The sequence below is a fragment of the Pseudomonas sp. HY7a-MNA-CIBAN-0227 genome, from assembly GCF_040310325.1.
Classification (GTDB): Bacteria; Pseudomonadota; Gammaproteobacteria; order Pseudomonadales; family Pseudomonadaceae; genus Aquipseudomonas.
The window spans coordinates 321,083-346,718 of sequence record NZ_JBEOPT010000001.1 but is presented as its reverse complement, the minus strand read 5'-3'; the positions used below and the strand labels follow the sequence as shown (position 1 = coordinate 346,718).

At 60.5% G+C, this 25,636-nt stretch carries 18 protein-coding genes and 1 pseudogene; 10 read left to right on the top strand and 9 right to left on the bottom strand.

Annotated features, from left to right (window positions below; genetic code table 11):
* Positions 1 to 62: 62 nt before the first annotated feature.
* Both AAEZ06_RS28505 and AAEZ06_RS28500 read left to right on the top strand, forming a co-directional pair.
* Positions 63 to 1,202: pseudogene (locus tag AAEZ06_RS28505) on the top strand (HAMP domain-containing protein); the annotation flags it as partial.
* A 144-nt stretch (positions 1,203 to 1,346) separates the two neighbouring features.
* On the top strand, positions 1,347 to 2,060 hold the full coding sequence (locus AAEZ06_RS28500; protein WP_502948011.1) for a methyl-accepting chemotaxis protein: 714 nt from the start codon (positions 1,347 to 1,349) through the stop codon (positions 2,058 to 2,060).
* A 109-nt stretch (positions 2,061 to 2,169) separates the two neighbouring features.
* Here AAEZ06_RS28500 and AAEZ06_RS01585 read toward each other — a convergent pair whose 3' ends face one another.
* Together AAEZ06_RS01585 and cra are read right to left on the bottom strand one after the other, a co-directional pair.
* Entirely contained in the window at positions 2,170 to 2,946 is a 777-nt protein-coding gene (locus AAEZ06_RS01585; RefSeq protein ID WP_149410828.1) for a TatD family hydrolase, read from the bottom strand.
* 2 nt (positions 2,947 to 2,948) lie between these two features.
* The gene (gene cra, locus AAEZ06_RS01580; protein WP_149410829.1) at positions 2,949 to 3,944 is read right to left on the bottom strand and encodes a catabolite repressor/activator; all 996 of its coding nucleotides are present in this window, start codon (positions 3,942 to 3,944) and stop codon (positions 2,949 to 2,951) included.
* Positions 3,945 to 4,237: 293 nt separating this feature from the next.
* On the opposite strand from cra, the gene ptsP reads away from it, so the two are divergent.
* The 4 genes from ptsP to AAEZ06_RS01560 all read left to right on the top strand — a co-directional run bounded on the left by ptsP (position 4,238) and on the right by AAEZ06_RS01560 (position 11,389).
* The gene (ptsP, locus tag AAEZ06_RS01575) at positions 4,238 to 7,096 is read left to right on the top strand and encodes a phosphoenolpyruvate--protein phosphotransferase (RefSeq protein WP_350612563.1); all 2,859 of its coding nucleotides are present in this window, start codon (positions 4,238 to 4,240) and stop codon (positions 7,094 to 7,096) included.
* A complete protein-coding gene (gene pfkB, locus AAEZ06_RS01570; protein WP_149410831.1) occupies positions 7,097 to 8,038 on the top strand; it encodes a 1-phosphofructokinase in 942 nt (313 codons plus the stop codon).
* 11 nt (positions 8,039 to 8,049) lie between these two features.
* Positions 8,050 to 9,768 (top strand): PTS fructose-like transporter subunit IIB, encoded by a 1,719-nt coding sequence (locus AAEZ06_RS01565; protein WP_149410832.1) that lies wholly within the window; start codon positions 8,050 to 8,052, stop codon positions 9,766 to 9,768.
* Between the two features lie 79 nt (positions 9,769 to 9,847).
* Entirely contained in the window at positions 9,848 to 11,389 is a 1,542-nt protein-coding gene (locus AAEZ06_RS01560; RefSeq protein WP_350612561.1) for an alkaline phosphatase D family protein, read from the top strand.
* Positions 11,390 to 11,425: 36 nt separating this feature from the next.
* Here the strand turns inward: AAEZ06_RS01560 and AAEZ06_RS01555 are convergent, their stop codons facing one another.
* Complete coding sequence (locus AAEZ06_RS01555) at positions 11,426 to 13,951, bottom strand: PepSY domain-containing protein (RefSeq protein WP_350612559.1); 2,526 nt, start codon at positions 13,949 to 13,951, stop codon at positions 11,426 to 11,428.
* A gap of 136 nt (positions 13,952 to 14,087) precedes the next feature.
* Positions 14,088 to 16,388, bottom strand: coding sequence for a TonB-dependent receptor (locus AAEZ06_RS01550; protein WP_350612557.1), 2,301 nt, complete (start codon positions 16,386 to 16,388; stop codon positions 14,088 to 14,090).
* Positions 16,389 to 16,605: 217 nt separating this feature from the next.
* Here AAEZ06_RS01550 and AAEZ06_RS01545 point away from each other — a divergent pair, with 217 nt between their 5' ends.
* Complete coding sequence (locus AAEZ06_RS01545; RefSeq protein WP_149410836.1) at positions 16,606 to 17,286, top strand: Fe2+-dependent dioxygenase; 681 nt, start codon at positions 16,606 to 16,608, stop codon at positions 17,284 to 17,286.
* Positions 17,287 to 17,288: 2 nt separating this feature from the next.
* Positions 17,289 to 18,038, top strand: a complete 750-nt coding sequence (locus AAEZ06_RS01540) for a tetratricopeptide repeat protein (RefSeq protein WP_149411058.1) — start codon at positions 17,289 to 17,291, stop codon at positions 18,036 to 18,038.
* 66 nt (positions 18,039 to 18,104) lie between these two features.
* On the opposite strand, the gene AAEZ06_RS01535 is transcribed toward AAEZ06_RS01540, so the two are convergent.
* From AAEZ06_RS01535 to AAEZ06_RS01515, 5 genes are all read right to left on the bottom strand, one after another.
* Positions 18,105 to 19,268 carry a type III PLP-dependent enzyme gene (locus AAEZ06_RS01535; RefSeq protein ID WP_149410837.1) on the bottom strand — a complete coding sequence of 388 codons (1,164 nt, stop codon included), beginning with the start codon at positions 19,266 to 19,268 and terminating at the stop codon, positions 18,105 to 18,107.
* A gap of 428 nt (positions 19,269 to 19,696) precedes the next feature.
* On the bottom strand, positions 19,697 to 20,854 hold the full coding sequence (locus AAEZ06_RS01530) for an osmoprotectant ABC transporter ATP-binding protein OsmV (protein ID WP_133099937.1): 1,158 nt from the start codon (positions 20,852 to 20,854) through the stop codon (positions 19,697 to 19,699).
* Entirely contained in the window at positions 20,851 to 21,504 is a 654-nt protein-coding gene (locus AAEZ06_RS01525; protein ID WP_133099936.1) for an ABC transporter permease, read from the bottom strand. The genes AAEZ06_RS01530 and AAEZ06_RS01525 overlap by 4 nt, the downstream gene beginning before the upstream one ends.
* 9 nt (positions 21,505 to 21,513) lie before the next feature.
* Complete coding sequence (locus AAEZ06_RS01520; protein ID WP_149410838.1) at positions 21,514 to 22,407, bottom strand: glycine betaine ABC transporter substrate-binding protein; 894 nt, start codon at positions 22,405 to 22,407, stop codon at positions 21,514 to 21,516.
* A gap of 20 nt (positions 22,408 to 22,427) precedes the next feature.
* A complete protein-coding gene (locus AAEZ06_RS01515) occupies positions 22,428 to 23,144 on the bottom strand; it encodes an ABC transporter permease (protein WP_149410839.1) in 717 nt (238 codons plus the stop codon).
* Positions 23,145 to 23,483: 339 nt separating this feature from the next.
* Between AAEZ06_RS01515 and AAEZ06_RS01510 the strand changes: the two genes are divergently transcribed.
* Entirely contained in the window at positions 23,484 to 25,067 is a 1,584-nt protein-coding gene (locus AAEZ06_RS01510) for a peptide chain release factor 3 (RefSeq protein ID WP_149410840.1), read from the top strand.
* A 169-nt stretch (positions 25,068 to 25,236) separates the two neighbouring features.
* Positions 25,237 to 25,503: a hypothetical protein gene (locus tag AAEZ06_RS01505; RefSeq protein WP_149410841.1), complete on the top strand. Its 267-nt coding sequence runs from the start codon at positions 25,237 to 25,239 to the stop codon at positions 25,501 to 25,503.
* Positions 25,504 to 25,636: the final 133 nt, after the last annotated feature.

Below are 25,636 nucleotides of genomic sequence, written 5' to 3'. Positions count from 1 at the left end.
ATAAAAATAAAAGAAAAGGGAGTTCACCTGTGAATAGCTTGCTCTATCCCGCCATCGCGTTGATGAACCGTTTGAGCTTCGGCATGAAGTTCAGCTTGATCAGCGTGCTGTTTTTCCTGCCCATGCTGGTGACCAACTATTACCTGGTGCGCGATTCCTGGCGCGAGTTTCAGGGCACGCAGATTGAGCTGCAAAGCCTGGACCTGTTGGGCAGCAGTCTGACCCTGCGCCGCGACCTGGAGACGCTGAACAACCAAGTGCAGATCAACGCGACGCTGGGTCAATCAGGCAAGGCCGGTGATATCGAAGGCAAAATCAGCGCCCTGGAACAGAGCGTGCTGGAACGCCTGCAAGGCTTTAAGGCCATGGCGGCCGATCCCGAGCAAGTCGCGGTGTTTGAAGGCAAGCGCGACGAGATGATCGCCGCTTTCAAGGCCCAGCAAACGGAATCCTCTCTGCTGAGCAAAAGCGCGCTGATCGGCAAACTCCTCAACAAGGCGCAGATGCTCAGCCAGATCATTGCCAGCCAGTCAGGCTTGAGTCGTGATCCGCAAAGCGACCTGCGCCAACTCAGCGAATTGATCACCAGCGTTACCCCGCAAGTCACCCAGACCCTGGGCGAAGGCCGGGCGATGGGCGCTTATTCCCTGGGCCAGGGCTTTCTCAATTCATCTTCCAGCACCCGCTTTGACGAGTTGTTGCAGCAGTTGGAAAAGCTCCAGGCCGAATACGGTTTGAAGCTGCAAGATGCCCTCGGTTCGAGCAAGGCCGCCCACGGTGCGCTGGATGCCTTGGCTAATGCCAGCCAGGCCAGCCTCAAGCAAGGCAGCGAACTGTTCGAAGAGCAGGTAGTGATGGCCGAAACCCTAGACGCGCCATGGCAGGGCTTTTATGACGAGGTCAGCAGCCTGATGGCCAAGACTTACCAGTTCGATGACGCAACCCTGACCTTCCTCGACCAGCAGTTGCAGGCGCGTCTTTCGCAGAACCGCACGCACATGGTGGTGCTGGTGTCAGCCCTGGCGGCGGTGTTTTTGCTGATTGTCTATTTGTATGGAGGTTTCTACGCTTCCACCCGCACTACATTGCGCCGCCTTGGGGCGATGATGGACAAGGTCGCGGCTGGCGACATGACGGTCACGTTTGTCGCCCAAAGCCGCGATGAGTTGGGGGATCTGGGCCAAGTGTTCAATGGCACGGTAGCGAAAATCCATGACCTGATCGAACGGGTAGGGCAGACCGTCAGTGAAGTTGAGCGCCAGGCCGGGCAAGTGGAATCGGTATCGGCCCGCAGCAACCAGGCCGTTTCCGGCCAACGCAGCCAGATCGAACAGGTGGCGACGGCCATGAACCAGATGTCCGCCACTGCTCAGGAAGTGGCCCGCAGCGCAGCGGCTGCGGTCAGCAGCGCCCACAGCGTTAACGATGAAACTCTCAGCGGCCGTGGCCTGGTGCAATCCCAGCAGGGCAGCATTGCACTGTTGGCGTCCGAGATCGATCAGTCAGTGCTGGTGATCAATCAACTGGCCATCGACAGCCAATCCATCAGCCGCGTGCTGGAAGTGATCAAAAGCATTGCCGAACAAACCAACCTGCTGGCACTGAACGCGGCCATCGAAGCGGCGCGGGCAGGTGAGCAAGGCCGCGGTTTCGCGGTGGTGGCCGATGAAGTGCGCACCCTGGCAAAGCGCACCCAGCACTCCACCGAAGAAATCGAACAGATGATTGCCAAGCTGCACAGCGGCGTCGGCGCGGCGGTGAAGGCTATGGGCAGCAGTCATCAGATGGCCAATGGCACGGTCGGGCAGTCGGAAAAGGTCCAGCAGGCCCTGGAAAATATCCTGGGTGCCGTGGGCATGATTGTCGATCAAAACCAACAGATCGCCGCCGCCGTGGAGCAGCAGACAGCCGTGGCCCATAATATCGACCAGAACATCGTCGAAATTAACCGTGCCGGTGAGCATGCGGCGCAGGGGGCGCATCAGACCGAAGAGGCTAGCCGACACTTGTCATTGCAGGTGATCGAGTTGAAGCAGTTGATCGGTGCGTTTCGGGTGTGAGATGAGGCAGTAGGAACTGTCCGTTGTAAGTGTGGTGTATGTCTTGCGCCACGCCCGCCACCGGCATCGCATGACCCTGAAGTTTCAGGCGGTCAATCCCGTCAGGGTGTTACCAATTGAAGAGTTCGCAGGCATTGCGGGTGCTCGCTTGCGCCAGTGTTGACGGGCTGATGGCCATTCGCTCGGCCAGGGCTGCGCAGATATCGGGCAGATGTTCGGGGCTGTTGCGCTGGCCGGGATACATGACGGGAGCCATGTCCGGTGAGTCGGTTTCCAGTACGACCGAATCCAGAGGCAGTTGGGCGATCACTTTGTGCATGCGCAACGCCTGGGGCCAGGTCGCCGCGCCGCCCAGGCCCAGCTTGAAACCGAGCTTGATGTACTCGCGGGCTTCTTCCAGGCTGCCGGCGAAGGCGTGGATGATGCCGCCCCGTGGCAAGCGAATACGTTTGAGGGTGGCAATCACCATGGCATGGCTGCGCCTTACATGCAGCAGCGCCGGGAGTTGGAAGTCTGCCGCCAGTTGCAATTGGGCTTCAAACAGCGATTGCTGGCGTTCACGGTCCAGTTGTTCAAGGAAATAATCCAGACCGATTTCGCCGACGGCACACAGCTGGCGGTGGCCCTTCAAGCGAGTCAACCAGTCGCCCATCTCGGTCAGGTCAGCGGGGCGATGCTCGTCCAGGTAAACCGGGTGCAGCCCGAAGGCTGCGTACAACTGCAAATCCTGTTGCACCAGATCCCACACCCGCTGCCAATTCTGCTGATAAACCCCCAACACCACCATTCGTCGCACGCCCAATTGGCGGCAGCGGTTCAGGACCTCAACGCGGTCTGCGTCGAAGTCCGCAAAGTCGAGGTGGGTATGGCTGTCGATCAGCTCCACGCTCAGGCCTCGTGAATGCGCTGCTTGAAGGTCCGGCCAATGGCGTGGACGCCCGGCTGATACTGCTGCTGCTCAATGGCCGCCAGTGCCAGGCGTAAGGCGGTGTCGGCAATCAGTTGGTGTTGTTGGGCCATGGCGTTTACCGGCAACGGCAGGAAGTCCAGCAACTGGGTGTCGCCAAAGGTGCCAAGGCGCAGCGGGCGGGACTTGAGCGGAAAGTCATGCAGTGCGTCGAACACCCCTTGCAGCAGGACGTAGGACGTTGTCACCAGCGCGTCAGGCAAATGCACCAGGCGCTGCAGCAATTCTTCCATCAGTTGTCGGCCACAGTCCCGACTGAAGGCTTCGCCGTGTTCGATGAGCACTTCACCGTCGAATCCTTTCAGCGCTTGCTTGAAACCGGCAGCTCGTTCCTGGCTGATGCTCAGCTCTGGCCGGGCGCCAATCAGCACGATTTGCCGAGGCACGGGTTGCAGCAGGCTGCTGGTTAATTGCTGGCAAGCCTGGCGGTCGTCGCTGACCACCGAGCAAAACTGCGTAGACTCCATTACCCGGTCGATGGCAATGACCGGCAAGCCTTTGGTTTGCAGTTCGCGGTAACTGTCGTCGCTGGCCGGTAGGCAACTGGCGACGAACAACGCATCACAGCGCCGGGCGCGGAACAGTTTCAGCAACTGGCGCTCGCTGTTGGCGTCGTCGTCGGAGCTGGCGATCAGCAGTTGGTAGCCGCGAGCTCGTGCGCCTTGTTCCAGCAGCTTGGCGATCCGCGCGTAACTGGGGTTTTCCAGGTCCGGCAGGATAAAGCCCAGGGTACGGGTGTGCCGGCTGCGCAGCCCGGCGGCCTGAGGGTTGGGTGTAAAGCCGTGTTCTTCAACCACAGCGCGCACTCGTTCGACGGTTGCGCTGCTGATCCGTTGCTGTGCGGCCTTGCCGTTGATGACGTAGCTGGCGGTGGTGACTGACACACCGGCCAGGCGAGCAATATCACTGAGTTTCAAACCGGGATTTCCTTGTTTTTTAGAGCTTGCCCCGACACTTTGTCCAATCGTAACCGATTCCAGCAGGTGACCATTGTCGCAGCTCATGCGCCGAGTGGCGCTTCAAGGATGCAGAATTAATGCGTAATCTGCCATAAATTCTAGATTAAACGTTTCAGCAGGCGTATTTTTACGATGTTCGCCGCTGAGTTGTCTCTGCTAACTGACAACTCAGTCAATTTTTTCGAACGCTTTTTCGCTGATTTATTCAAAACAATACCTAGTGCGCCTGATGCACTAACTAGGAGAAAGGCATGCTTGAGCTCACCGTAGAGCAGATATCCATGGGCCAGAGGGCTGTGGATAAGTCTGTTGCCTTGCAACTGCTCGCCGACAAACTGGTGGCCGACGGCCTGGTTGCCGAGGGTTACCTGAGCGGTTTGCAAGCCCGCGAAGCCCAGGGCTCGACCTTTCTCGGCCAAGGTATTGCGATCCCCCACGGTACTCCTGAAACCCGAGACCTGGTGTTCGCCACTGGCGTGCGTCTGCTGCAATTTCCCGATGGGGTGGATTGGGGTGATGGCCAGAGCGTCTACCTGGCGATTGGCATTGCCGCCAAGTCCGATGAACATCTGCGCCTGTTGCAACTGCTGACCCGCGCCCTCGGCGAAACCGATCTGGGCCAGGCACTGTGCCGCGCCAGTTCCGCTGAGGCCTTGCTGAAGCTGCTGCAAGGCGCACCGCAAGAACTGGCCTTGGATGCGCAAATGATTGGCCTCGGCGTGTCCGCCGACGATTTTGAAGAGCTGGTCTGGAGAGGCGCCCGTCTGTTGCGCCAGGCTGATTGCGTGAGCAACGGCTTTGCCGCCGTGCTGCAGCAAGTCGATGCACTGCCCCTGGGCGATGGCCTGTGGTGGCTGCACAGCGAGCAGACGGTCAAGCGTCCGGGCCTGGCCTTTGTCACCCCGGACAAACCCATGCGTTACCTCGGCCAACCGTTGAGTGGGCTGTTTTGCCTGGCCAGCCTCGGCGAAGCTCATCAAGCCTTGCTCGAACGCCTGTGCGCCTTGCTGATCGAGGGTCGTGGCCAGGAACTGGGCCGCGCCACCAGCAGCCGTGCAGTGCTGGAAGTGCTCGGCGGCGAACTGCCGGCCGATTGGCCGAGTGCGCACATCGCCCTGGCTAATGCCCACGGTCTGCACGCGCGGCCAGCAAAGATTCTTGCGCAACTGGCAAAAAGTTTTGACGGCGAAATCCGCGTACGTATTGTCGACGGGCAGGGCGGCGCGGTGTCGGTAAAAAGCCTGAGCAAACTACTCAGCCTCGGCGCCCGTCGTGGGCAAATGCTGGAATTTGTCGCCGAACCCGGTATCGCGTCCGATGCCTTGCCCGCCTTGTTGGCTGCGGTGGAAGAAGGTCTTGGCGAAGAAGTCGAACCGTTGCCCGCCGTGAGCGCTCTGCGTGAAGTCGTAGAGGTCGAACCGCTGATCAGCGCGCCCTTGTCCGGCAGCCTGATCCAGGCCATCGCCGCCGCACCTGGTATCGCCATCGGCCCGGCGCACATTCAAGTGCTGAAGCCCTTCGACTACCCGTTGCGAGGCGAGTCTGCCGCCATCGAGCGCGTACGCCTGCAAGCGGCGCTGACTGACGTGCGCCGGGATATCCAGGGCTTGATCGAGCGCAGCAAGTCCAAGGCCATTCGCGAGATTTTCATCACCCACCAGGAAATGCTCGACGACCCGGAACTGAGTGACGAAGTCGACACGCGCCTCAAGCAAGGCGAAAGCGCCGAAGCCGCGTGGATGAGCGTGATCGAAGCTGCGGCCAAACAGCAGGAATCCTTGCAGGACGCCTTGCTCGCCGAACGCGCCGCCGACCTGCGAGATATCGGTCGCCGGGTTCTGGCGCAACTGTGCGGCGTTGAAACTCCACAAGAGCCGGACGAACCCTACATCCTGGTGATGGACGAAGTTGGCCCCTCGGACGTGGCCCGCCTCGATCCTGCACGAGTTGCCGGAATTCTCACCGCCCGCGGCGGCGCCACCGCCCACAGCGCTATCGTCGCCCGCGCCTTGGGGATTCCGGCGTTGGTGGGCGCAGGCGCGGCGGTGTTGCTGCTGACCTCGGGTACCCCCTTGTTGCTCGACGGCCAGCGCGGCCGTTTGCATGTCGACGCCGATGCCGCCACCTTGCAGCGCGCCACCCAAGAGCGCGACACCCGCGAGCAACGCCTGCAAGCTGCAGCCGCCCAGCGCCACGAGCCGGCCCTGACCAAAGATGGCCATGGCGTCGAAGTGTTCGCCAACATCGGCGAAAGTGCCGGTGTCGCAGCAGCGGTGGAGCAGGGCGCCGAAGGCATTGGTCTTTTGCGTACCGAACTGATTTTCATGGCCCATCAGCAAGCGCCTGACGAAGCCACCCAAGAGGCTGAATACCGTCGCGTACTCGACGGCCTGGCGGGTCGGCCGCTGGTGGTGCGCACCCTCGATGTTGGCGGCGACAAACCGCTGCCGTACTGGCCGATCGCCAAGGAAGAAAACCCGTTCCTCGGTGTACGTGGCATTCGTCTGACCCTGCAACGCCCGCAGATCATGGAAGCGCAATTGCGCGCGTTGCTGCGTTCGGCAGATAACCGGCCGCTGCGCATCATGTTCCCCATGGTCGGCAGCGTTGATGAGTGGCACCAGGCTCGGGACATGACCGAGCGTCTGCGCCTGGAAATCCCGGTGGCCGACTTGCAACTGGGCATCATGATCGAAGTGCCGTCGGCTGCCTTGCTGGCGCCAGTGCTGGCCAAGGAAGTGGACTTTTTCAGCGTCGGCACCAATGACCTGACCCAATACACCCTGGCCATCGACCGTGGGCATCCGACCCTTTCGGCCCAGGCCGATGGCCTGCATCCGGCGGTGTTGCAACTGATCGACATCACCGTGCGTGCAGCCCATGCCCACGGCAAATGGGTAGGTGTGTGCGGTGAACTGGCCGCCGACCCGTTGGCGGTGCCGGTGTTGATCGGCCTGGGTGTCGATGAGCTGAGCGTCTCAGCCCGCAGCATCCCCGAGGTCAAGGCGCGGGTACGAGAATTTAGCATGAGCGAGGCCCGAGTCCTCGCGCAAAAGGCGCTGGCGTTGGGTTCTCCCGAGCAAGTGCGAGCCCTAGTGGAGGCCATGTAAATGGCAAGGATTTTAAGCCTGACGCTGAACCCGGCGTTGGACCTGACGGTGCAATTGGCGCGCCTGGAACCGGGTGAGGTCAATCGCAGCGAAGCCATGATTACCCATGCGGCGGGCAAGGGCGTCAACGTCGCTCAGGTGCTGGCGGACCTGGGGCATCAGGTGACGGTGGGCGGTTTTCTCGGGGAGGACAATCCCCAGGCCTTCGAGGCGCTGATCGCCCGACGTGGTTTTGTCGACGCGTTTATCCGCGTACCGGGGGAGACCCGCAGCAATATCAAGATTGCCGAACAGGACGGGCGCGTCACCGACGTCAATGGGCCGGGGCCGCTAGTCAGCGAGCAGGCGCAACAGGCGTTGCTCGATCAACTGCAGCGAATTGCCCCCGGCCATGATGCCGTGGTGGTAGCCGGTAGCCTGCCCCGTGGCATCAGCCCGCAGTGGTTGCAGGGTCTGTTGGTGCAGCTGAAAACGCTCGGTTTGAAAGTCGCCCTCGACACCAGCGGCGACGCTTTGCGTGCTGGGCTCAACGCCGGGCCGTGGTTGATCAAGCCCAATACCGAAGAGCTGGCCGATGCCCTGGATTGCCCGACAGACTCTGTCGCTCAACAGGCGCAAGTGGCCACTCGGCTGCACGCGCAAGGTGTCGAGCATGTGGTGATTTCCCACGGTGCTGATGGCGTTAACTGGTTCAGCCCCGGCACGGCGCTGCACGCCACGCCGCCCAAGGTCAGCGTCGCCAGCACGGTCGGTGCCGGGGATTCGCTGCTGGCCGGGATGCTCCACGGCTTGCTCTGCTTCGATACACCCGAGAAAACCCTGCGCCGGGCCACTGCCATTGCGGCGATGGCGGTGACGCAGATTGGTTTCGGTATCAGCGATGACGCGCAGTTGGCGCGCCTGCAAAGCGGCGTCCATGTACGCACGCTGACAGAAGAATAAGAGGGTTTGTCATGAAGTTAGCCATTGTTACCGCCTGCCCGAACGGCATGGTCACCAGTGTGCTGTGCGCCCGTTTGTTGGACGCCGCCGCGCAGCGCCAAGGCTGGAGCACCAGCGTCGAGGTGGTGGATAAGCAACACCCGGAGCGCCAGTTGTCGCAGTCGACCATTGAAGCTGCCGAATGGGTATTGCTGGTCAGCAGCACGGCCGTGGACATGCAGCGCTTCGTCGGCAAGCGGGTGTTCCAGAGCACTCCGGCCCAGGCGTTGCAGGATGTCGAAGCGGTGTTGCGCCGGGGCGCTGAAGAGGCCGAAGTGTATGTCGCGACCGACGTGCCAGTGGCGGCCAACAAGGTGCCACGCATCGTCGCCATCACCGCGTGCCCGACCGGCGTGGCTCATACCTTTATGGCCGCCGAGGCTTTGCAACAGGCAGCCAAGCGCCTGGGTTATGACCTGCACGTTGAAACCCAGGGCTCGGTGGGCGCCCGTACGCCGCTGAACCCAGCGGCCATTGCCGATGCCGACGTGGTGCTGCTGGCGGCGGATATCGAAGTGGCCACCGAGCGTTTCGCGGGCAAGAAAATCTACCGCTGCGGCACCGGCATCGCCTTGAAGCAGGCCGAAGCGACCCTCAACAAGGCGCTGGCCGAAGGCAAGCAGGAAAGTGCGGCCAGCGGCGCAACGGCCAAGTCCGAGAAAACCGGGGTCTACAAGCATCTGCTGACCGGAGTGTCGTTCATGTTGCCGATGGTGGTGGCAGGTGGTTTGTTGATCGCCTTGTCGTTCGTCTTCGGCATCCATGCCTTCGAGGAAAAGGGCACCCTGGCGGCGGCGTTGAAAACCGTCGGCGACCAGGCATTCATGCTGATGGTGCCGCTGCTGGCGGGCTACATCGCCTACTCGATTGCCGACCGTCCTGGCCTTGCCCCCGGTATGATCGGCGGCCTGCTGGCCAGCACCTTGGGCGCGGGCTTTATCGGCGGGATACTCGCTGGTTTCCTGGCCGGTTACTGCGTGAAGCTGATCAGCAATGCAGTGCGTTTGCCGCAAAGCCTTGAAGCCCTCAAGCCGATCTTGATCATTCCCTTGCTGGCGAGCCTGTTTACCGGCCTTGCGATGATTTACCTGGTGGGTCCGCCAGTGGCGCAAATGCTCACGGGCCTGACTGATTTCCTCAGCAACATGGGCACCGCCAATGCCGTGATGCTGGGCATCCTGCTAGGCGCCATGATGTGTGTTGACCTCGGCGGGCCGATCAACAAGGCGGCCTACGCCTTTTCGGTCGGACTGCTGGCCGCGCAAAGCGGCGCACCAATGGCTGCGACCATGGCCGCCGGCATGGTGCCGCCGATTGGCATGGGCATCGCCACCCTCCTGGCGCGGCGCAAGTTTGCCCAGACCGAGCGCGAGGCGGGCAAGGCCGCGTTGATCCTGGGGATGTGCTTTATCTCCGAAGGTGCGATTCCGTTTGCCGCCAAGGACCCGCTACGGGTGATCCCGGCGAGCATCGCCGGTGGTGCGCTGACAGGTGCCTTGTCGATGTACTTCGGTTGCAAGCTGATGGCGCCCCATGGCGGGTTTTTTGTGATGTTGATCCCCAATGCGATCAATCATGCGTTGCTGTATTTACTGGCGATTGTTGCCGGGAGCTTGCTGACCGGTCTGGTGTATGCGCTGATCAAACGTCCTGAGACGGTGGAGCTGACAGTCGCAGCAGCTAAAGCCTAAGGCGGTTCACATTTGAACTGTCACATCCCTTTCATGGCACCGTGCTTAAGTTTCCCTTTTGATCTTCGAGGGAACCTGCATGAGCCACTTCAATCTCGGTCGCCGTCGTGTGATGCAGGCTGTCGGTGCCGGTCTGTTGCTGCCCGGCCTGGCACCTGCGGTAATTGCGTCGGTCAAGGACCGTCCGCAGTTGACCGACGGCGTGCAGTCCGGCGACTTGCTGGGCGACCGGGCGATGATCTGGAGTCGCAGCGACCGCCCGGCGAGGATGGTGGTGGAGTGGGACACGCGCAGCCTGTTCAGTAACCCGCGCCGCTTCGTCTCGCCCCTGGCCGACAGCCGCACTGACTTCACCGCCCGCGTCGAGCTGAGCGGTTTACCTGCCGACCAGGCGATTTTCTACCGCGTGTACTTCGAAGATGCCCAGACCGGTGTCGCCAGCGAACCCTGGTTTGGCCACCTGCGCAGCGTGCCGCAACAGCGTCGCGATATTCGCTTCGTCTGGAGCGGTGACACCGTCGGCCAGGGCTTTGGCATCAACCCGGACATTGGCGGCATGCGCATCTACGAAGCCATGCGTCTGCGTTTGCCGGACTTCTTTATCCACAGCGGCGACACCATCTACGCCGACGGCCCGGTACCGGCGCAATTACCCACCGAAGGCGGGCGCATCTGGCGCAACCTCACCACCGAAGCAAAAAGCAAAGTCGCTGAAACCCTGGATGAGTATCGCGGCAACTACCGCTACAACTTGATGGACGAAAACATCCGCCGCTTCAACGCCGAGGTGCCGCAGATCTGGCAGTGGGACGATCACGAAGTGGTCAACAACTGGTCGCCAGGCAAGCAACTGGACGAGCGCTATAAAACCAAAGACATCAACACTCTCGTCGGCCGTGCGCGTCAGGCCTGGCTGGAATATGCGCCGATGCGCCTGCAAGGCGCCGACCAGGGCGGGCGCATCTATCGCAAGCTCAGCTACGGGCCGCTGCTGGATGTATTTGTGCTCGACATGCGCAGCTACCGCGAGGCCAACGATGACAACCTGGGGGGCGAGAAACCCTTCTTGGGGCGTGAGCAACTGGACTGGCTCAAACGTGAACTCAAGGCCTCGAAAGCCCAATGGAAAGTCATCGCCGCCGACATGCCCATCGGCCTCGGCGTGCCAGATGGCGAAGTCAGCCCCGGCGTACCGCGCTGGGAAGCCATCGCCAACGGTGATCCGGGGCAGGCCCAGGGCCGCGAGTTGGAAATCGCCGAACTGCTGGCGTTTCTGCGCGCGCAACAGGTGCGCAACTATGTGTGGCTGACGGCGGATGTGCATTACTGCGCGGCGCACCATTACCACCCGGACCGGGCGGCGTTTCAGGATTTCGAGCCGTTCTGGGAGTTTGTCGCTGGCCCCCTGAATGCCGGCAGTTTTGGTCCCAACCCGCTGGATAAAACCTTCGGTCCTGAAGTGGTGTTCGAAAAGGCGCCGCCGGCGCAAAACACCTCACCGTTCGCCGGGTTTCAGTTCTTCGGTGAAGTGCAGATTGATGGGCAGACGGCGGAGCTGACGGTCATCTTGCGGGACCTGGATGGGGTGTCGGTATTTGAGCAGAAGTTGCAGCCGGTTTAGCGGATTGCTCCCACGCACCCACGTGGGAGCATTCAGCTAGTAGACATCCCGGCGATAGCGGCCCTGTTCAATGAGCCGCTCTACTGCCTCACTGCCCAACACTTGCACCAACACCTGATCCACCCCGGCCGCCATCCCCTGCAAACTCCCACACACATAAATCGCCGCGCCGTCCGCCAGCCACTGGCGTAATACATTCGCCGATTCCCGCAGACGATCCTGAACGTAGATCTTCTCTTCCTGGTCCCGGCTAAACGCCAGGTCCAGCAAGGCCAGGTCACCGCTGGCCAGCCAGCCTTGCAGCTCTTTCTGGCAGAGGTAGTCGTGGGCGATATTGCGTTCGCCGAACAGCAGCCAGTTACGCTGTTGGCCGTCGGCGATCCGAGCCTTGAGCAGGCTGCGTAGCCCGGCCAGGCCGGTGCCGTTGCCCAACAGAATTAGCGGCACAGGTTCGCTCGGCAGGTGGAACCCACTGTTGCGCCGTAGACGCAGGCAGATGGCCGCCCCCAGCGGCGCGTGCTCCGTGAGCCAGCCGGAACCCAGGCTCAGGCGGCCATTGGGATGGTATTCCTGACGCACGATCAGCTCCAGCACGCCGTCGCTGGCAATCGAGGCAATGGAATACTCACGCATGCCCAGTGGCACCAGCGCATCCACCAGAGCCTGGGCATGCATGCCCACCAGATGGGCACGATTGTCCGGTAATTGACGGCTGGCCAGGGCGTGGTCGAGAGGTTGCGCCAGACCGTCCACCAACACGCTGCCGCTGCCGGCAAGTCCCAAGCCCTCAAGGAAATGTTCGATGGCCCATGGGCCGTTGCGCGGCAGCACCTCTACCAGATCGCCCGCCCGCCAGTCCCTTTGCTGCGGTGGGGTCAGTTCCAGCAAATAGACACCCGCGCCGCTGCTGTCAGGATTGAGCAGTGTGCGATCGCTCAAGCTCCAGTTTTCATAGCTGGCGGTGGGCCAGGCTGCGGTCGGTGCATGGCCGGTCAGTTCACCCAATTGGTGTTGCCAGCGCAGCAAGGCGTCCTGGTCGCCGCTGTCGACTTCAATCGGCGCGAACATCGGGGTGCCGCCCTGGTTGGTCAGCCAGAAGTGCAGGCGTCGGGCAAAGCCACAGAAATGTTCATATTGGCGGTCCCCAAGGGCCAGGACCGAGTATTTCAAGCCGTTGAGGGGCAGGTCCCGGCCCAGCACGATACGTTCAAAGCCACGGGCGTTGTCGGGCGCTTCGCCGTCGCCGAAGGTGCTGACGACAAACAGCGCATGCTCTGACTGGCGCAAGTCGTCTTCGCTGACGTTGCCAAGGGCCTGGACCTTCACCGGCAATCCGGCGGCTTGCAGTTGGCTGGCGGTTTGCCAGGCCAGTTGCTCGGCAAAGCCACTCTGGCTGGCAAAACCAATCAGCCAGGTCGGCGCGTCACTGCGGTTTTCTCCCAGGCCTTGACGGGCATCGCGCACTTGGCGTTTTTTGCGGCGACGGTCCAGGTACAACAGCCAGCCGGTGATAAAGAACAGCGGCATGCACAGCGCGGTAATGGTCAGGATGATCCGCCCCACCAGGCCAAAGTAACTGCCGACGTGCAGCGCATAAATGCTGGTCAGCAATTGAGCCTTGAAGCTTTTGCTGGCGTAGCGTTCGTGGCGCTGGACCTCGCCGGTGGCCGGGTTCAGGGTGATTTGGTTCAACGCGCGGTCATGGGGCGATGTGTTTAACAGGTAGTAGACAGTGGCCGGTTGGCCCGCAACGGCTGGCATTCGGATGTTGTAGGCGCTCAAGGCGGGGCCAGCGTTGCTGTAGATGCTGCTCCACATGGCCTCGTAGTTGGCCGTTGGTGCGGGACCTGCCGGCGCTGGGCCACGATTGCGCACCCGCTCGTTTTGCGGGGCGTCGGACAGCAGTTTGTTCAGGCCCTGGCTGTACCACTCGTAGGACCAGGACAAGCCGGTCAGCGCCGCCAATAAATAGAACAGCAAGCACCAGGTGCCGAACACCGAGTGCAGGTCCCAGTTAAAACTGCGACCCTTTTTTCGCCAGTCCAGGGTCAACCAGGCGCGCCAACTGGCTACCTGGCGCGGCCAGCGCAAGTACAGGCCTGAAAGGCAGAAGAAAATCAGGATCAGGGTGCAGGCGCCGGTGATTTGCCGACCGGTGTCGCCGATGGCCAGGAAACGGTGCAGTTGCAGCACAAAGCCGAAGAAGCCCTGGCCGACGGCGTCACCCATGTAGGCGCCGGTGTACGGGTCGAAGTAGCGCATTTGGCCACGGCGTTCGCCCGGCGGTGGCGTGAAGAACACTCGCGCGGCATTGCCGCTTTCGCTCTCCACCCAGAGCATGGACACGGTCTTGTTTTCAGTGGCTTCCAGCGTGCGCACCAGTTCAGCTGGTGGTAGCACCCCGGCTGGGCGCATCTCCACGGTCAGTACGGTCGGGTTGAGCGCCCGCAGGATTTCATCCTGGAACGACACCGTAGCGCCGGTGATCCCCATCAACGCCAACACCAGCCCGGCGGTAATGCCGAAGAACCAATGCAACTGGAACAGGGTTTTCTTCAACACGTGGGACTGCCTCGTTCATCTGAATAGGTTCATCACGGCGCGCATTATGCCGTGGGTTGTCGAGAAACATTCTGTTTCACACGCAAAAGCCCCACGCATCCGATGCGTGGGGCTCTGTGCAGATAGCTCTACCGGTTTAGAAGTGGAAGCTGGTGCTCAACAGCGCCGTACGCCCGGCCGCCTGGTTGGCGAAGTGCGAGCCATAAGCCTTGTCGTAGTAGGTCTTGTCGGTCAGGTTCTGCACGTTCAACTGCAGGTCGACGTTCTTGGTCAGCTTGTAGCTGGCCATGGCGTCGTAGCGGGTGTAGGACGGCACGTACACGGTGTTGCCCGCGTCGCCGTAGACTTCGTCGACATAAAACGCGCCGCCGCCGATGGTCAGCTTTGGCGTCAGGTCGTAAGTGGTCCACAGGCTGAAGGAGTTCTTCGGCGTGTTGGGCATCTGGTTGCCTTTGTTGGAACCGGCCGTTACCACACCCAGGCGGTTGCCGTTCTTGCCGGGGTCAACCAGCTCGCTTTTCAGATAGCTGTAGCCGGCGAACACTTGCCATTGATCGGTGAGCTTGCCGCTGGCCGACAATTCCAGGCCGTCGACCCGGGACTCACCTGCGGTTTCATAGGTATTGGAGTCCATCAGGATGCGGGTGTTTTGCTTCTCGGTACGGAACACGGCGGCCGTCAGGGACAGGCGGTTGTGGAACAGGTCCCACTTGGTGCCCAGCTCGTAGTTGACGGTTTCTTCGGGTTTCAGGTCGCTGGTGTTGATGCCGGTAGGGATCGCGTTGTTATCCACACCTTCGCCCACCAGGCCGCCCGCTGGCGATGCCGAGGTGGCGTAGGAGGCATAGATGCTGCCGTTATCCAGGGGCTTCCAGACCAGGCCGGCCTGCCAGTTGAAGAACTGGCTGTCGTCCTTGATCTTGCTGCGGGCCTGTACGGTGGCGCTTGGCACGGCGTTGGTGTTGGCAACTGTGTCAAAGGTGTCGTAGCGCAGGCCGACGTTGAGCAGCCACTTCGGGTCCAGCTCGATGGTGTCGAACACATACGCGGCGCGGCTGGTGGCCTTGGTGTTGGTGCCGTTGTAATTGCGCGCGATGCTGCCGGTCCAGGCGTCGTCCGGGTTCGGATTGCCCAGGGAGGTGCACTGGCCACCCTTGCTGCCACCGGCCACGGTGCAGGTCGGGTTGCTGTTGGGGCTGATGGTGTAGCCGCTGACGCGGGTTTCTTCACCGGTGAATTCCAGCCCGGTGGAGTAAGAGTGCTTAAAGCCCAGGGCCTGGAAGCTGCCAAACAGATCAGTCTGGTTGGTGGTGGTTTCGGTAGTGGACACTCGTGCGTTGGCGCGGCGCCACACGGTACCGAAGCGGTTGACGTTGCGCTGGCTGTCGTCAGGCTGCGTGAGGACGTAATCCTGCCCGGTGTTGCCATGACGCAGGGTGTTTTTCAGCGTCATGTTGTCGTTCAGGTCGTGCTCGATGGAGAACGTGCTGATGTCGGCGCGGGTTTTGCGGAAGTCGCGATCCTTCAAACCGTAGAAATTGTTGCTGTCACCGCCGTCGGTGGGCTTGTCATGGCCGTGGGCGGTTGCCGTGGGCGAGCTGTAGCCATACGGAATCCCCGAATCAGGCAGATCGTTGCTTTCCATGTGGTAGTAGCTGAAGTTGACACGGGTTGGCGTGCCCAGGCCGAAGGTCAGCGAGGGTGCCACGCCCCAACGGTCATAGTTGATGGTGTCGCGGCCGGCCACGTTCTGGTCGTGGGTCATCAGGTTCAGGCGGAACGCTGCGTTGTCGAGGAACTGACGGTTGACGTCGAGTACATAACGACGGGTCTGGTCGGAACCGTAGGTGAAGCCACCGTTGGTGAAGTCCCGCGCCTGTGGAGTCTTGCTCACCAGATTGAGGCTGCCACCGGCCGAACCGCGTCCCCCAAAGGACGAGTTGGGGCCTTTACTGACTTCGATGGACTCGATGTCGAAGATCTCGCGGCTCTGGCCGCCGGTATCGCGCACGCCATCGAGGTAGGTGTCGCCCTGGGCGTCAAAGCCGCGAATGAACGGACGGTCGCCCTGGGGATTACCGCCTTCACCAGCGCCGAAAGTAATTCCTGGCACGGTGCGCAAGGCATCCTGCAACGAGGTGGCGGCGGTGTCCTTGAGTACTTGCTGTGGCACCACGGTGACCGAGCGCGGGGTGTCCACCAGCGGCGCGGTGTACTTTTGCGAAGAGGCTTTTTCAACCTGGTAGGACGTCGCGTCCTGTTCCTGCCCGGTGATGCTGGTTGCACCCAGGGAGATGCTGTTGCGCTCGCCTTTCTGCTCGGTGTTTTCAGCCGCTTGCGCCAGATGGGCGACAGAGCTGGCACTGATGGCGACGCCGATGGCCGAGGCCAGTAAACGCGGTGAACTGGCAGGTATTTTTATAGACGTGCGGGACATGACGTGTCCTTTCCCCAAGGATGTGAGGTCGCGGAATATAATGCGAAAAAGACTTTCTATCAATTGCGATACATTACTATTCGCACTTAATTTACATTCTTTACACTTTATTTTTACGGTTTTTGCGATCTCGTTCGTCCCTGGGGTTGGAGTGGGGTTGTACATGGACAATAAGAATCACTACCATTGGTGATCCTCTGCTTTCAGGTATTGCCCCATGTTGCTGCACATTCCCGGCTTGTTCTCTCGCGAGGAAGTGCTGCGCATCCGCGAAGCCCTGGCACAAGCTGATTGGGCCGACGGGAAAGTCACTGCCGGGCATCAGTCGGCCAAGGCCAAACACAACCTGCAACTGCCGGAAGGCCACCCACTGGCGCAGGAAATCGGCGCGGCGATACTCGATCGTCTATGGAAAAATCCGCTGTTTATGTCTGCGGCGTTACCTCACAAAGTCTTCCCCCCGTTGCTCAACTGCTACACAGCTGGTGGCAGTTTCGACTTTCATATCGATAACGCCGTGCGCCAGCCCAAGGGCAGCCATGAGCGGGTGCGTACCGACCTGTCCTCCACAGTATTTTTCAGCGACCCTGACGAATACGACGGTGGGGAGTTGGAAATCCAGGACACCTTCGGTCTGCAGCGGGTCAAGCTGCCAGCCGGAGACATGGTGCTGTACCCCGGCTCCAGCCTGCACAAGGTCAACGCCGTGACCCGTGGCGCCCGCTACGCCTCGTTTTTCTGGACCCAAAGCCTGGTGCGCGAAGACAGCCAGCGCACCTTGCTGTTCGAAATGGACGGTGCGATCCAGCAACTGACCACGGATGTGCCCGATCACCCGGCGCTGATACAACTCACCGGTACCTATCACAATCTGTTGCGCCGCTGGGTTGAGGTATGACTATGGATTTTCAATTGCGCCGTGAAGAGGTCCTCGACGGTGAACAACTGCGGGCCATGCTCTACGAATCCCCGGTGCGCGCCGCCCAGGCGATTTTGATGGCGGCGAAGGAGGGCGTGGTGGATGCCCAGGCGTTGCTGGGGCAGATTCTCCTGGAAGGACGCGGCATTGAGCGCGATGAGGCACTGGCATTGCGCTGGTTTCAGATCGCGGCCCAAGGTGGGCATTTGATGGCGCACAATATGCTCGGTCGCTGTTTTGAGCATGGCTGGGGCTGCACGGCTGATGCCGTGGCGGCTGCGCGGGAATATCGCCAGGCCGCAGACGCCGGGCTTGATTGGGGTTTGTATAACTATGCCAACCTGCTGGCGACGGGTCGCGGTGAGGCCGAGGATCAGCAGCAAGCACTGGTGTGTTATCGACAGGCAGCGCAGTTGGGTCATGCCAAATCGATGAACCTACTTGGGCGTTATCTGGAAGAAGGGCAGTTCTGCCCCCGAGATTTGGATGCGGCGGTTGAGTGGTATCGACGATCAGCGCAAGGTGGGGATTTTCGTGGGCAGTTCAGTTACGCAGCGGTGTTGGCTGACCGAGGCCAGATCGATGCAGCGCTGGAATGGTTGCGCAAGGCACTGGCGGGCGGGAATCTGAAGTTTTTGCGGGTGGCTTACAAAGCATTGTCGGCCGCCAATGATCCGCAGATTCGGGCAATGGCTGTGGATTACCAGCGACGTTCGACAGAGCTTTCCTAGGCCCACAAAAAAGCCCATGACACGCATGGGCTTCCTCTTGCAGCTTAAAACTTGCCGCTGCTTCTCTTACAGGTAGAACGATTTCAACGGCGGGAACCCATTGAATTCCACTGCGCTGTAGCTGGTGGTGTACGCACCGGTCGACAACCAGTACATCCGATCACCAATCGCCAGGTTCAGCGGCAAACCGTACTTGTAGTTTTCGTACATGATGTCGGCGCTGTCGCAGGTAGGCCCGGCGATGACCACTTCTTCCATCTCGCCGTTCTTCTCGGTCCAGATCGGGAACTTGATGGCTTCGTCCATGGTTTCGATCAGGCCGGAGAACTTGCCCACATCCGTGTACACCCAACGCTCGACGGCGGTACGGGATTTACGGGCGACCAGTACCACTTCACTGACCAGGATCCCGGCGTTGGCGATCAACGAACGGCCTGGTTCCAGGATGATTTCCGGCAGTTCATCACCGAAGTCTTCCTTGAGGAAGCGGATGATTTCTTCTGCGTAGGTTTCCAGGCTGTTGGTGCGGGTGATGTAGTTGGCTGGGAAGCCACCGCCCATGTTGATCAGCTTCAGGTGGATGCCGTCTTCTTCCTTCAGGCGTTCGAAGATCACTTTGACCTTGGCGATCGCCGCGTCCCACACGCTGATGTCGCGCTGCTGCGAGCCGACGTGGAAAGAGATGCCGTACGGCACCAGGCCCAGGTCGCGGGCCAGGATCAGCAGGTCCATGGCCATGTCGGTCTGGCAGCCGAACTTGCGCGACAACGGCCAGTCAGCGGTGGTCGAGCCTTCGGTAAGGATACGCACATAGACTTTCGAACCCGGCGCGGCTTTGGCGATGTTGCGCAGGTCGGCTTCGGAATCGGTGGAAAACAGGCGCACGCCCTTCTCGTAGAAGTAGCGGATGTCCTTGGATTTCTTGATGGTGTTGCCATAGCTGATACGGTCGGCGCTGACGCCACGGGCGAGCACTTTATCCAGCTCGTAGATCGAAGCGATGTCGAAGCTGGAGCCTTTCTCTTTCAGCAGGTCGATGATTTCGACAGCCGGGTTGGCCTTGACTGCATAGTAGATCTTGGCGAACTCGAAGCCGGCGCGCAGGTTATCGTAGGCCTGGCTGATCATCGCGGTGTCGATCACCACGAACGGGGTTTCTTGCGTATCGGCGAAGGCCTTCATTTTCTGGAAGGTTTCGCGCGCGTAATAGTCTTCGACCTTAATCGACATGCTGGGAACTCCTACTGGCAAACTAGATTGATCAATGGGTGCAAATGAACGTCCTCCGTATCCCCACTTTGGTTCGCCTACTTCCCAAGGCATGTCGCCGAAAGCAAAAAAGGCCATGAGATCAACCGCTTCCCTTGGCCTTGCTGTCTCGTCGTCAGTACTTGAGCCGGATGGATCGTTTCCAGCATGGACGTTCGGCGCGAACTTTAGGACTTGAGGGGCTTGAGATCAACTAAAAATGTCGCGTTTTTACACGCGCTCGTCGTGTGGGCATGTGCAGCTACTTATGTAACCGACAGGCATGACGGATTGATGTTCCCCGGGAAGGGAGATTTGAAGGGGGAACCGCTGGCGAAAGGGCTGCTCCCCTGTGGCGAGGGGGCAAGCCCCCTCGCCACAGGGGAGCAGCCCCACCAAACTGGTTTCGGTCAGGCCAACGCAGCCTCGGCTGGCGAAACAATGCTGGTCTTGCCGCCACGAGACTTGCCGGAACTCAGGTACTCGGCAATCGACTCCTGAGTCACCTCACCAAGGAACACCCGCTCGGCATCCATCACCGGCAACCACGAGCGGTTGAACTCGTACATGCGCGACAGCAGGATGCGCAAATGCTCGTCGTACGCTGCGGTGGCGTTGAATTCCTGCAGGAATTGCGCGCAGGTGCCGGTCTTGCGGTGCAGGTCGCGACGACGCACAAAGCCCAGGGCTTTATTCTCGCCATCGGTCACCACCACGTAGCGACGGTCGTGTTCGTCCATCAATTCCAGGGCGTCGGCCACTGGCGTTTCCGGGCTTACCGACGGTGCGTTATCCGCTGCATCCTCGGCCTTCACCAGCAACAGGCGCTTGAGGGTGCTGTCCTGGCCGACAAAGCTGCTGACGAATTCGTCGGCAGGGTGGGCCAGCAGGGTGTCCGGGTGATCGATCTGCAACAGCTTGCCAGCGCGGAAGATGGCGATTTTGTCGCCCAGCTTGATGGCTTCGTCGATGTCGTGGCTGACCATGATCACGGTTTTGTTCAGCGCGCGTTGCATCTCGAAGAATTCGTTCTGGATCATCTCGCGGTTGATCGGGTCGACCGCGCCGAACGGCTCATCCATCAGCAGCAACGGCGCATCGGCCGCCAGGGCGCGGATCACGCCGATTCGCTGCTGCTGGCCTCCGGACAATTCACGCGGGTAGCGGTGCAGATACTGCTTGGGTTCGAGCTTGATCATGCTCATCAACTCGCGGGCGCGGTCATGGCATTTCTGCTTGTCCCAACCCAGGAGCTTGGGCACCACCACGATGTTTTCTTCGATGGTCATGTTGGGGAACAAGCCGATCTGCTGGATCACATAGCCGATGTTGCGACGCAGGGTCACTTCGTCCAGGTCGGTGGTGTCTTCGCCGTTGATCAAAATCTTGCCGGATGTGGGCTTGATCAGGCGGTTGATCATCTTCAACGTGGTGCTCTTGCCGCAGCCCGACGGGCCGAGGAATACGCAAATTTCGCCTTCGTTGACGGTCAGGCTCACGGAATCAACGGCGGTGATGGTCTTGCCGTTGCTTTGAAAGGTCTTGGTCAGGTTTTGAAGTTCGATCATTTGAGCAGTCCTTTTGGAGTCAGCGTGCGTTGCAGCCATTGCAGAAGCAGGTCGGCGAAGATGGCCAGGAGACTGACCAGTACGGCGCCAACGATCAGCATCGACATGTCGCTGCGGCTGATGGAAGCCAGAATAAGTACACCCAGGCCACCGGCGCCGATGGTGGCGGCAATGGTCATGACGCCAATGTTCATCACCACGGCGGTGCGCACGCCGGCGAGGATCACTGGCACGGCGATGGGCAGTTCGACCATGCGCAGGCGCTGGCTGAAGGTCATGCCGATGCCTTTGGCCGCCTCGCGGATGCCTGGCTCGACGCCGGTCAGGGCCAGGTAGGTGTTACGCATGATCGGCAGCAGGGAATAGAGGAACACGGCGGTGATCGCCGGCATCGGCCCCAGGCCCTGGCCGAACTTGGAGTAGAACGGCAGCAGCAGGCCGAACAGGGCGATGGACGGCACGGTCAGCAGCACCGTGGCGCTGGCTTGCAGTGGGCCGGCCAGTGTCGGGAAGCGGGTCATCAGCACGCCCAGGGGCACGCCCACGACGATCGCGAGAATGACCGCGATGCCGACTAGGGTGATGTGCTGCCAGGTCAGGTGCAGGACCTGTGTCCAATCAAGGTGGGAAAAGGCGTTCAGAAATTCCATATCTTCTCCTCAGTTGATGGGATGTTGGCGCAGGAAATCTGCGGCGACAGCGGACGGGCTTTCATGATCGACGTCGACCCGCGCATTCAACTGGCGCATGGTCTGGTCGTCGAACAGCGCTGCCAGCGGCTTGAGGTCTGCGGCCAGTTGCGGGTGGGCATCGAGATAAACCTGACGCACCACGGGCGCTGCTGTGTAGTCTGGGAAGTAATGCAGGTCGTCTTCCAGCAGCTTCAATTTGAAGGCATTGAGGCGACCATCGGTGGTGTAGACCAAACCGGCAAACACCTGGCCGTTACGCAGGGCGGTGTAAACCAGGCCCGCGTCCATCTGCCGGGTGTTTTTGCGGGTCAGGTTCATGCCGTAGAGCTTGACCATGCCGGCCATGCCGTCGGAACGGTTGGTGAACTCGGTGTCCAGGGCCACCAGGCGGTTTTCCCTGGTTTTTTCGGCGAGGGCTTTGGTCAGGTCGCTGATGGTGTTGATCTGCGGGTATTGCTTGGCCACGTTTTCTGGCAGCGACAGCGCATAGGTGTTGCTGAATTTCGACGGCGATAGCCAGACCAGGCCTTTTTTCGCATCGAGTTCTTTCACTCTGGCGTAGGACTGTTCGCTGTCGAGTTTCTCGTCAACGTGGTTGTAGGCTACGAGCGACACGCCGGTGTATTCCCATATCAGGTCCAGTTGCCCGCTTTCCTGGGCACTGCGTGCCAGGTTGCTGCCCAGGCCTCCGGTCACTCGGGTGTCGTAACCCTTGGTGCGCAGGTACTGGGAAGTTATTTCCGCAAGCAGGGTCTGTTCGGTGAACACCCGGGCGCCGATGCGGATCACTGGTTTTTCAGCGGCTTGCGCAATCCCTGCAAACAGCAGGAGGCAGCCTAGTATCAAAGTCAGTTTTTTCATGTTGGTTCCTTTGCCAAGCCTTAAGACGCACGCACTCCGCGTTCCAGCCAGAGGCGGCTAGCCATGGTCACCAGACCGTCGAGCAGCAATGCCAGTAGCGCGGTGCAGGCGGCGCCGAGCAGCAGTTGCGGCTGATTGTTCAAGGCGATGCCGGGGAAAATCAGGCTACCCAGGCTGTTGGCACCAATCAGGAAGGCCAGGGGCGCGGTACCGACGTTGATCGCCAGCGCTACGCGCACGCCGCCGATGATGATCGGCACGGCGTTGGGCAACTCGACGCGAAACAGCACCTGGCGCGGGGTCATGCCGATGCCGACGGCAGCTTCTTTCAGGGAGCCCTGGACGTTTTTCAGGCCTTCATAGGTGTTGCGCACAATGGGCAGCAATGAGGCGAGGAACAGGGCGAAGATAGCAGGACCGCTGCCGATGCCCAGCACGCCCAGGGCAATGGCCAGTACGGCGAGGGGTGGGACGGTGTTGCCGATGTTGAAGATCTGCATGAAGCGTTCTGCGCGCCCGACCATGTTCGGTCGGCTGAGCAGGATACCGGCGGGAATCCCTACAATCAGGGCGGCCAGCATGGAAACAAGGACGAGAATCAGGTGAGCTTGCAGATAAAACAACAAATCGTCGCGGTACAGTTCGATCGTGTTGATGCCAATCCAGTGGACCAGCAGGGCCAGGAGAGCGACGACAACCGCTCCTCCTATCAGCCCTTTGCCATAGCGAATAGCCACAGGCGGACTCCTTTATTTCAGTCGGCGCGCACATTACCGTGCGGCAATGCCATTCCTGGCTGCCGGTAATGTGCTCGCGAAAAGCAGCTCGCCAACGCCGGCAAAACGGCGTGAGGTCGAGCCATGAGCGCAGCCTCGTCAGGCTAACTTGATGATTTTTCAGGCCCTGGTAACGAGTGCGGTACAGGGGAGTGGACGTCTCTACCTTTTAAAAGGTTCCATATTTAGCAGTAATTAGCCACCCTTGAAGTCACTGCAACCGGGTGAGCGGTGGTCCGTGGGCCTAGGTTTGCGCTATACTCGCCGCCCTTTTTTGACTCACCTGCCAGGCGATTTCCCATGACCCACCAGGCCGCCGAAGTCGCGAAACGCCGCACTTTCGCTATTATTTCCCACCCCGATGCCGGTAAAACCACCATCACCGAGAAGCTGTTGCTGATGGGCAAGGCAATCGCAGTGGCCGGCACGGTGAAATCCCGCAAATCCGACCGCCATGCCACCTCAGACTGGATGGAAATGGAGAAGCAGCGTGGTATTTCCATTACCACGTCGGTCATGCAGTTCCCGTATCGCGACCACATGATCAACCTGCTCGACACCCCGGGCCACGAAGACTTCTCCGAAGACACCTACCGTACCCTGACCGCGGTCGACTCGGCACTGATGGTCCTCGACGGTGGTAAAGGTGTCGAGCCACGGACCATCGCCCTGATGGATGTCTGCCGTCTGCGTGATACGCCGATTATCAGCTTCATCAACAAACTCGACCGCGACATCCGCGACCCCATCGAGCTGCTGGACGAGATCGAAGCCGTCCTGAAGATCAAGGCTGCGCCGATCACCTGGCCGATTGGTTGCTACCGCGACTTCAAGGGCGTGTACCACCTGGCTGACGACTACATCCTTGTCTACACCGCCGGCCACGGCCACGAGCGCACCGATGTGAAAATCATCGAGAAGCTCGACTCCGATGAGGCCCGCGCCCACCTGGGTGACGAGTACGACCGCTTTGTCGATCAGTTGGAACTGGTGCAGGGCGCCTGCCATGAGTTCAACCAGCAGGAATTCCTCGACGGTCAGATGACCCCGGTGTTCTTTGGCACCGCCCTGGGCAACTTCGGCGTCGACCACGTGCTCGACGCTGTGGTCAACTGGGCGCCGTTGCCGCTGGCCCGAGTGGCCAACGAGCGCACCGTGGAACCGGTGGAAGAGAAGTTCGCCGGCTTCGTGTTCAAGATCCAGGCGAACATGGACCCAAAACACCGCGACCGTATTGCCTTTATGCGCATCTGCTCCGGCAAATACGAAAAAGGCATGAAGATGCGCCACGTGCGCACCGGCAAGGACGTGCGCATCGGCGACGCCCTGACGTTCTTCTCCTCCGAGCGTGAGCAACTGGAAGAAGCGTTCGCTGGCGACATCATCGGCTTGCACAACCACGGCACCATCCAGATCGGCGACACCTTCACCGAAGGCGAAGCGCTGAGCTTTACCGGCATCCCGCACTTTGCGCCGGAACTGTTCCGCCGCGTGCGCCTGCGCGACCCGCTCAAGTCCAAGCAACTGCGTCAGGGCTTGCAGCAGTTGGCGGAAGAAGGCGCGACCCAGGTGTTCTTCCCCGAGCGCAGCAACGACATCATTCTTGGCGCCGTCGGTGTGCTGCAGTTCGATGTGGTCGCCAGCCGCTTGAAAGAGGAATACAAGGTCGAGTGCTCCTACGAGCCAATCACCGTGTACTCGGCGCGCTGGATCGATTGCAGCGATAAGAAGAAGCTCGAAGAGTTCAGGATCAAGGCTGTGGAAAACCTCGCCATCGATGGCGGCGGTCACCTGACCTACCTGGCTCCGACCCGGGTCAACCTGGCGCTGATGGAAGAGCGCTGGCCGGATGTGAAATTCCGTGCGACCCGCGAACACCATTAAGGTCTGAGCGGTAAATGAAAGGGCGAAGCTGTCATGGCTTCGCCCTTTTTTTGCGCGCCTGCCGGGGCTCAATTATCTGGCGAAAACCTCATATTGGGACTAGCGTCAAAGCTTGCGGCGGTAAACGACTGTCGTGCGGGATTTACCTACTGACTGGACGGAATCGACCATGAGTATTTTTCAACGATTCGTGTTGTTGATCAAAGTGCTGGTGTTGTTGTGCCTCGGGATGTCGACGGCTTGGGCGCACAACCCGGTGCATGGAGGCAATGGAGGCTTCTCGGCGGTGCAGAATGAGCAGGGCAGTGGCTTGCAACTGGCCAAATCGGAGTCTGAAGGCGGAGATCAGGGCCAAGGTGGCAGTGCCGACGATGATGACACCACCACCGAAGAGCCGGATACCGATGACAGTTATGAGGGCGATAGCCAGACGTAGACGGCAGGCAAAAGAAAGCCCCCTCTCGCCGGGCTGATGCGCAATCCGACGAGAAGGGCTGTAAAATTCAAGCAATGCTCTGGACTGAACCCCAGGGCATGATCGTTCCCACGCCGGAGCGTGGGAACGATCA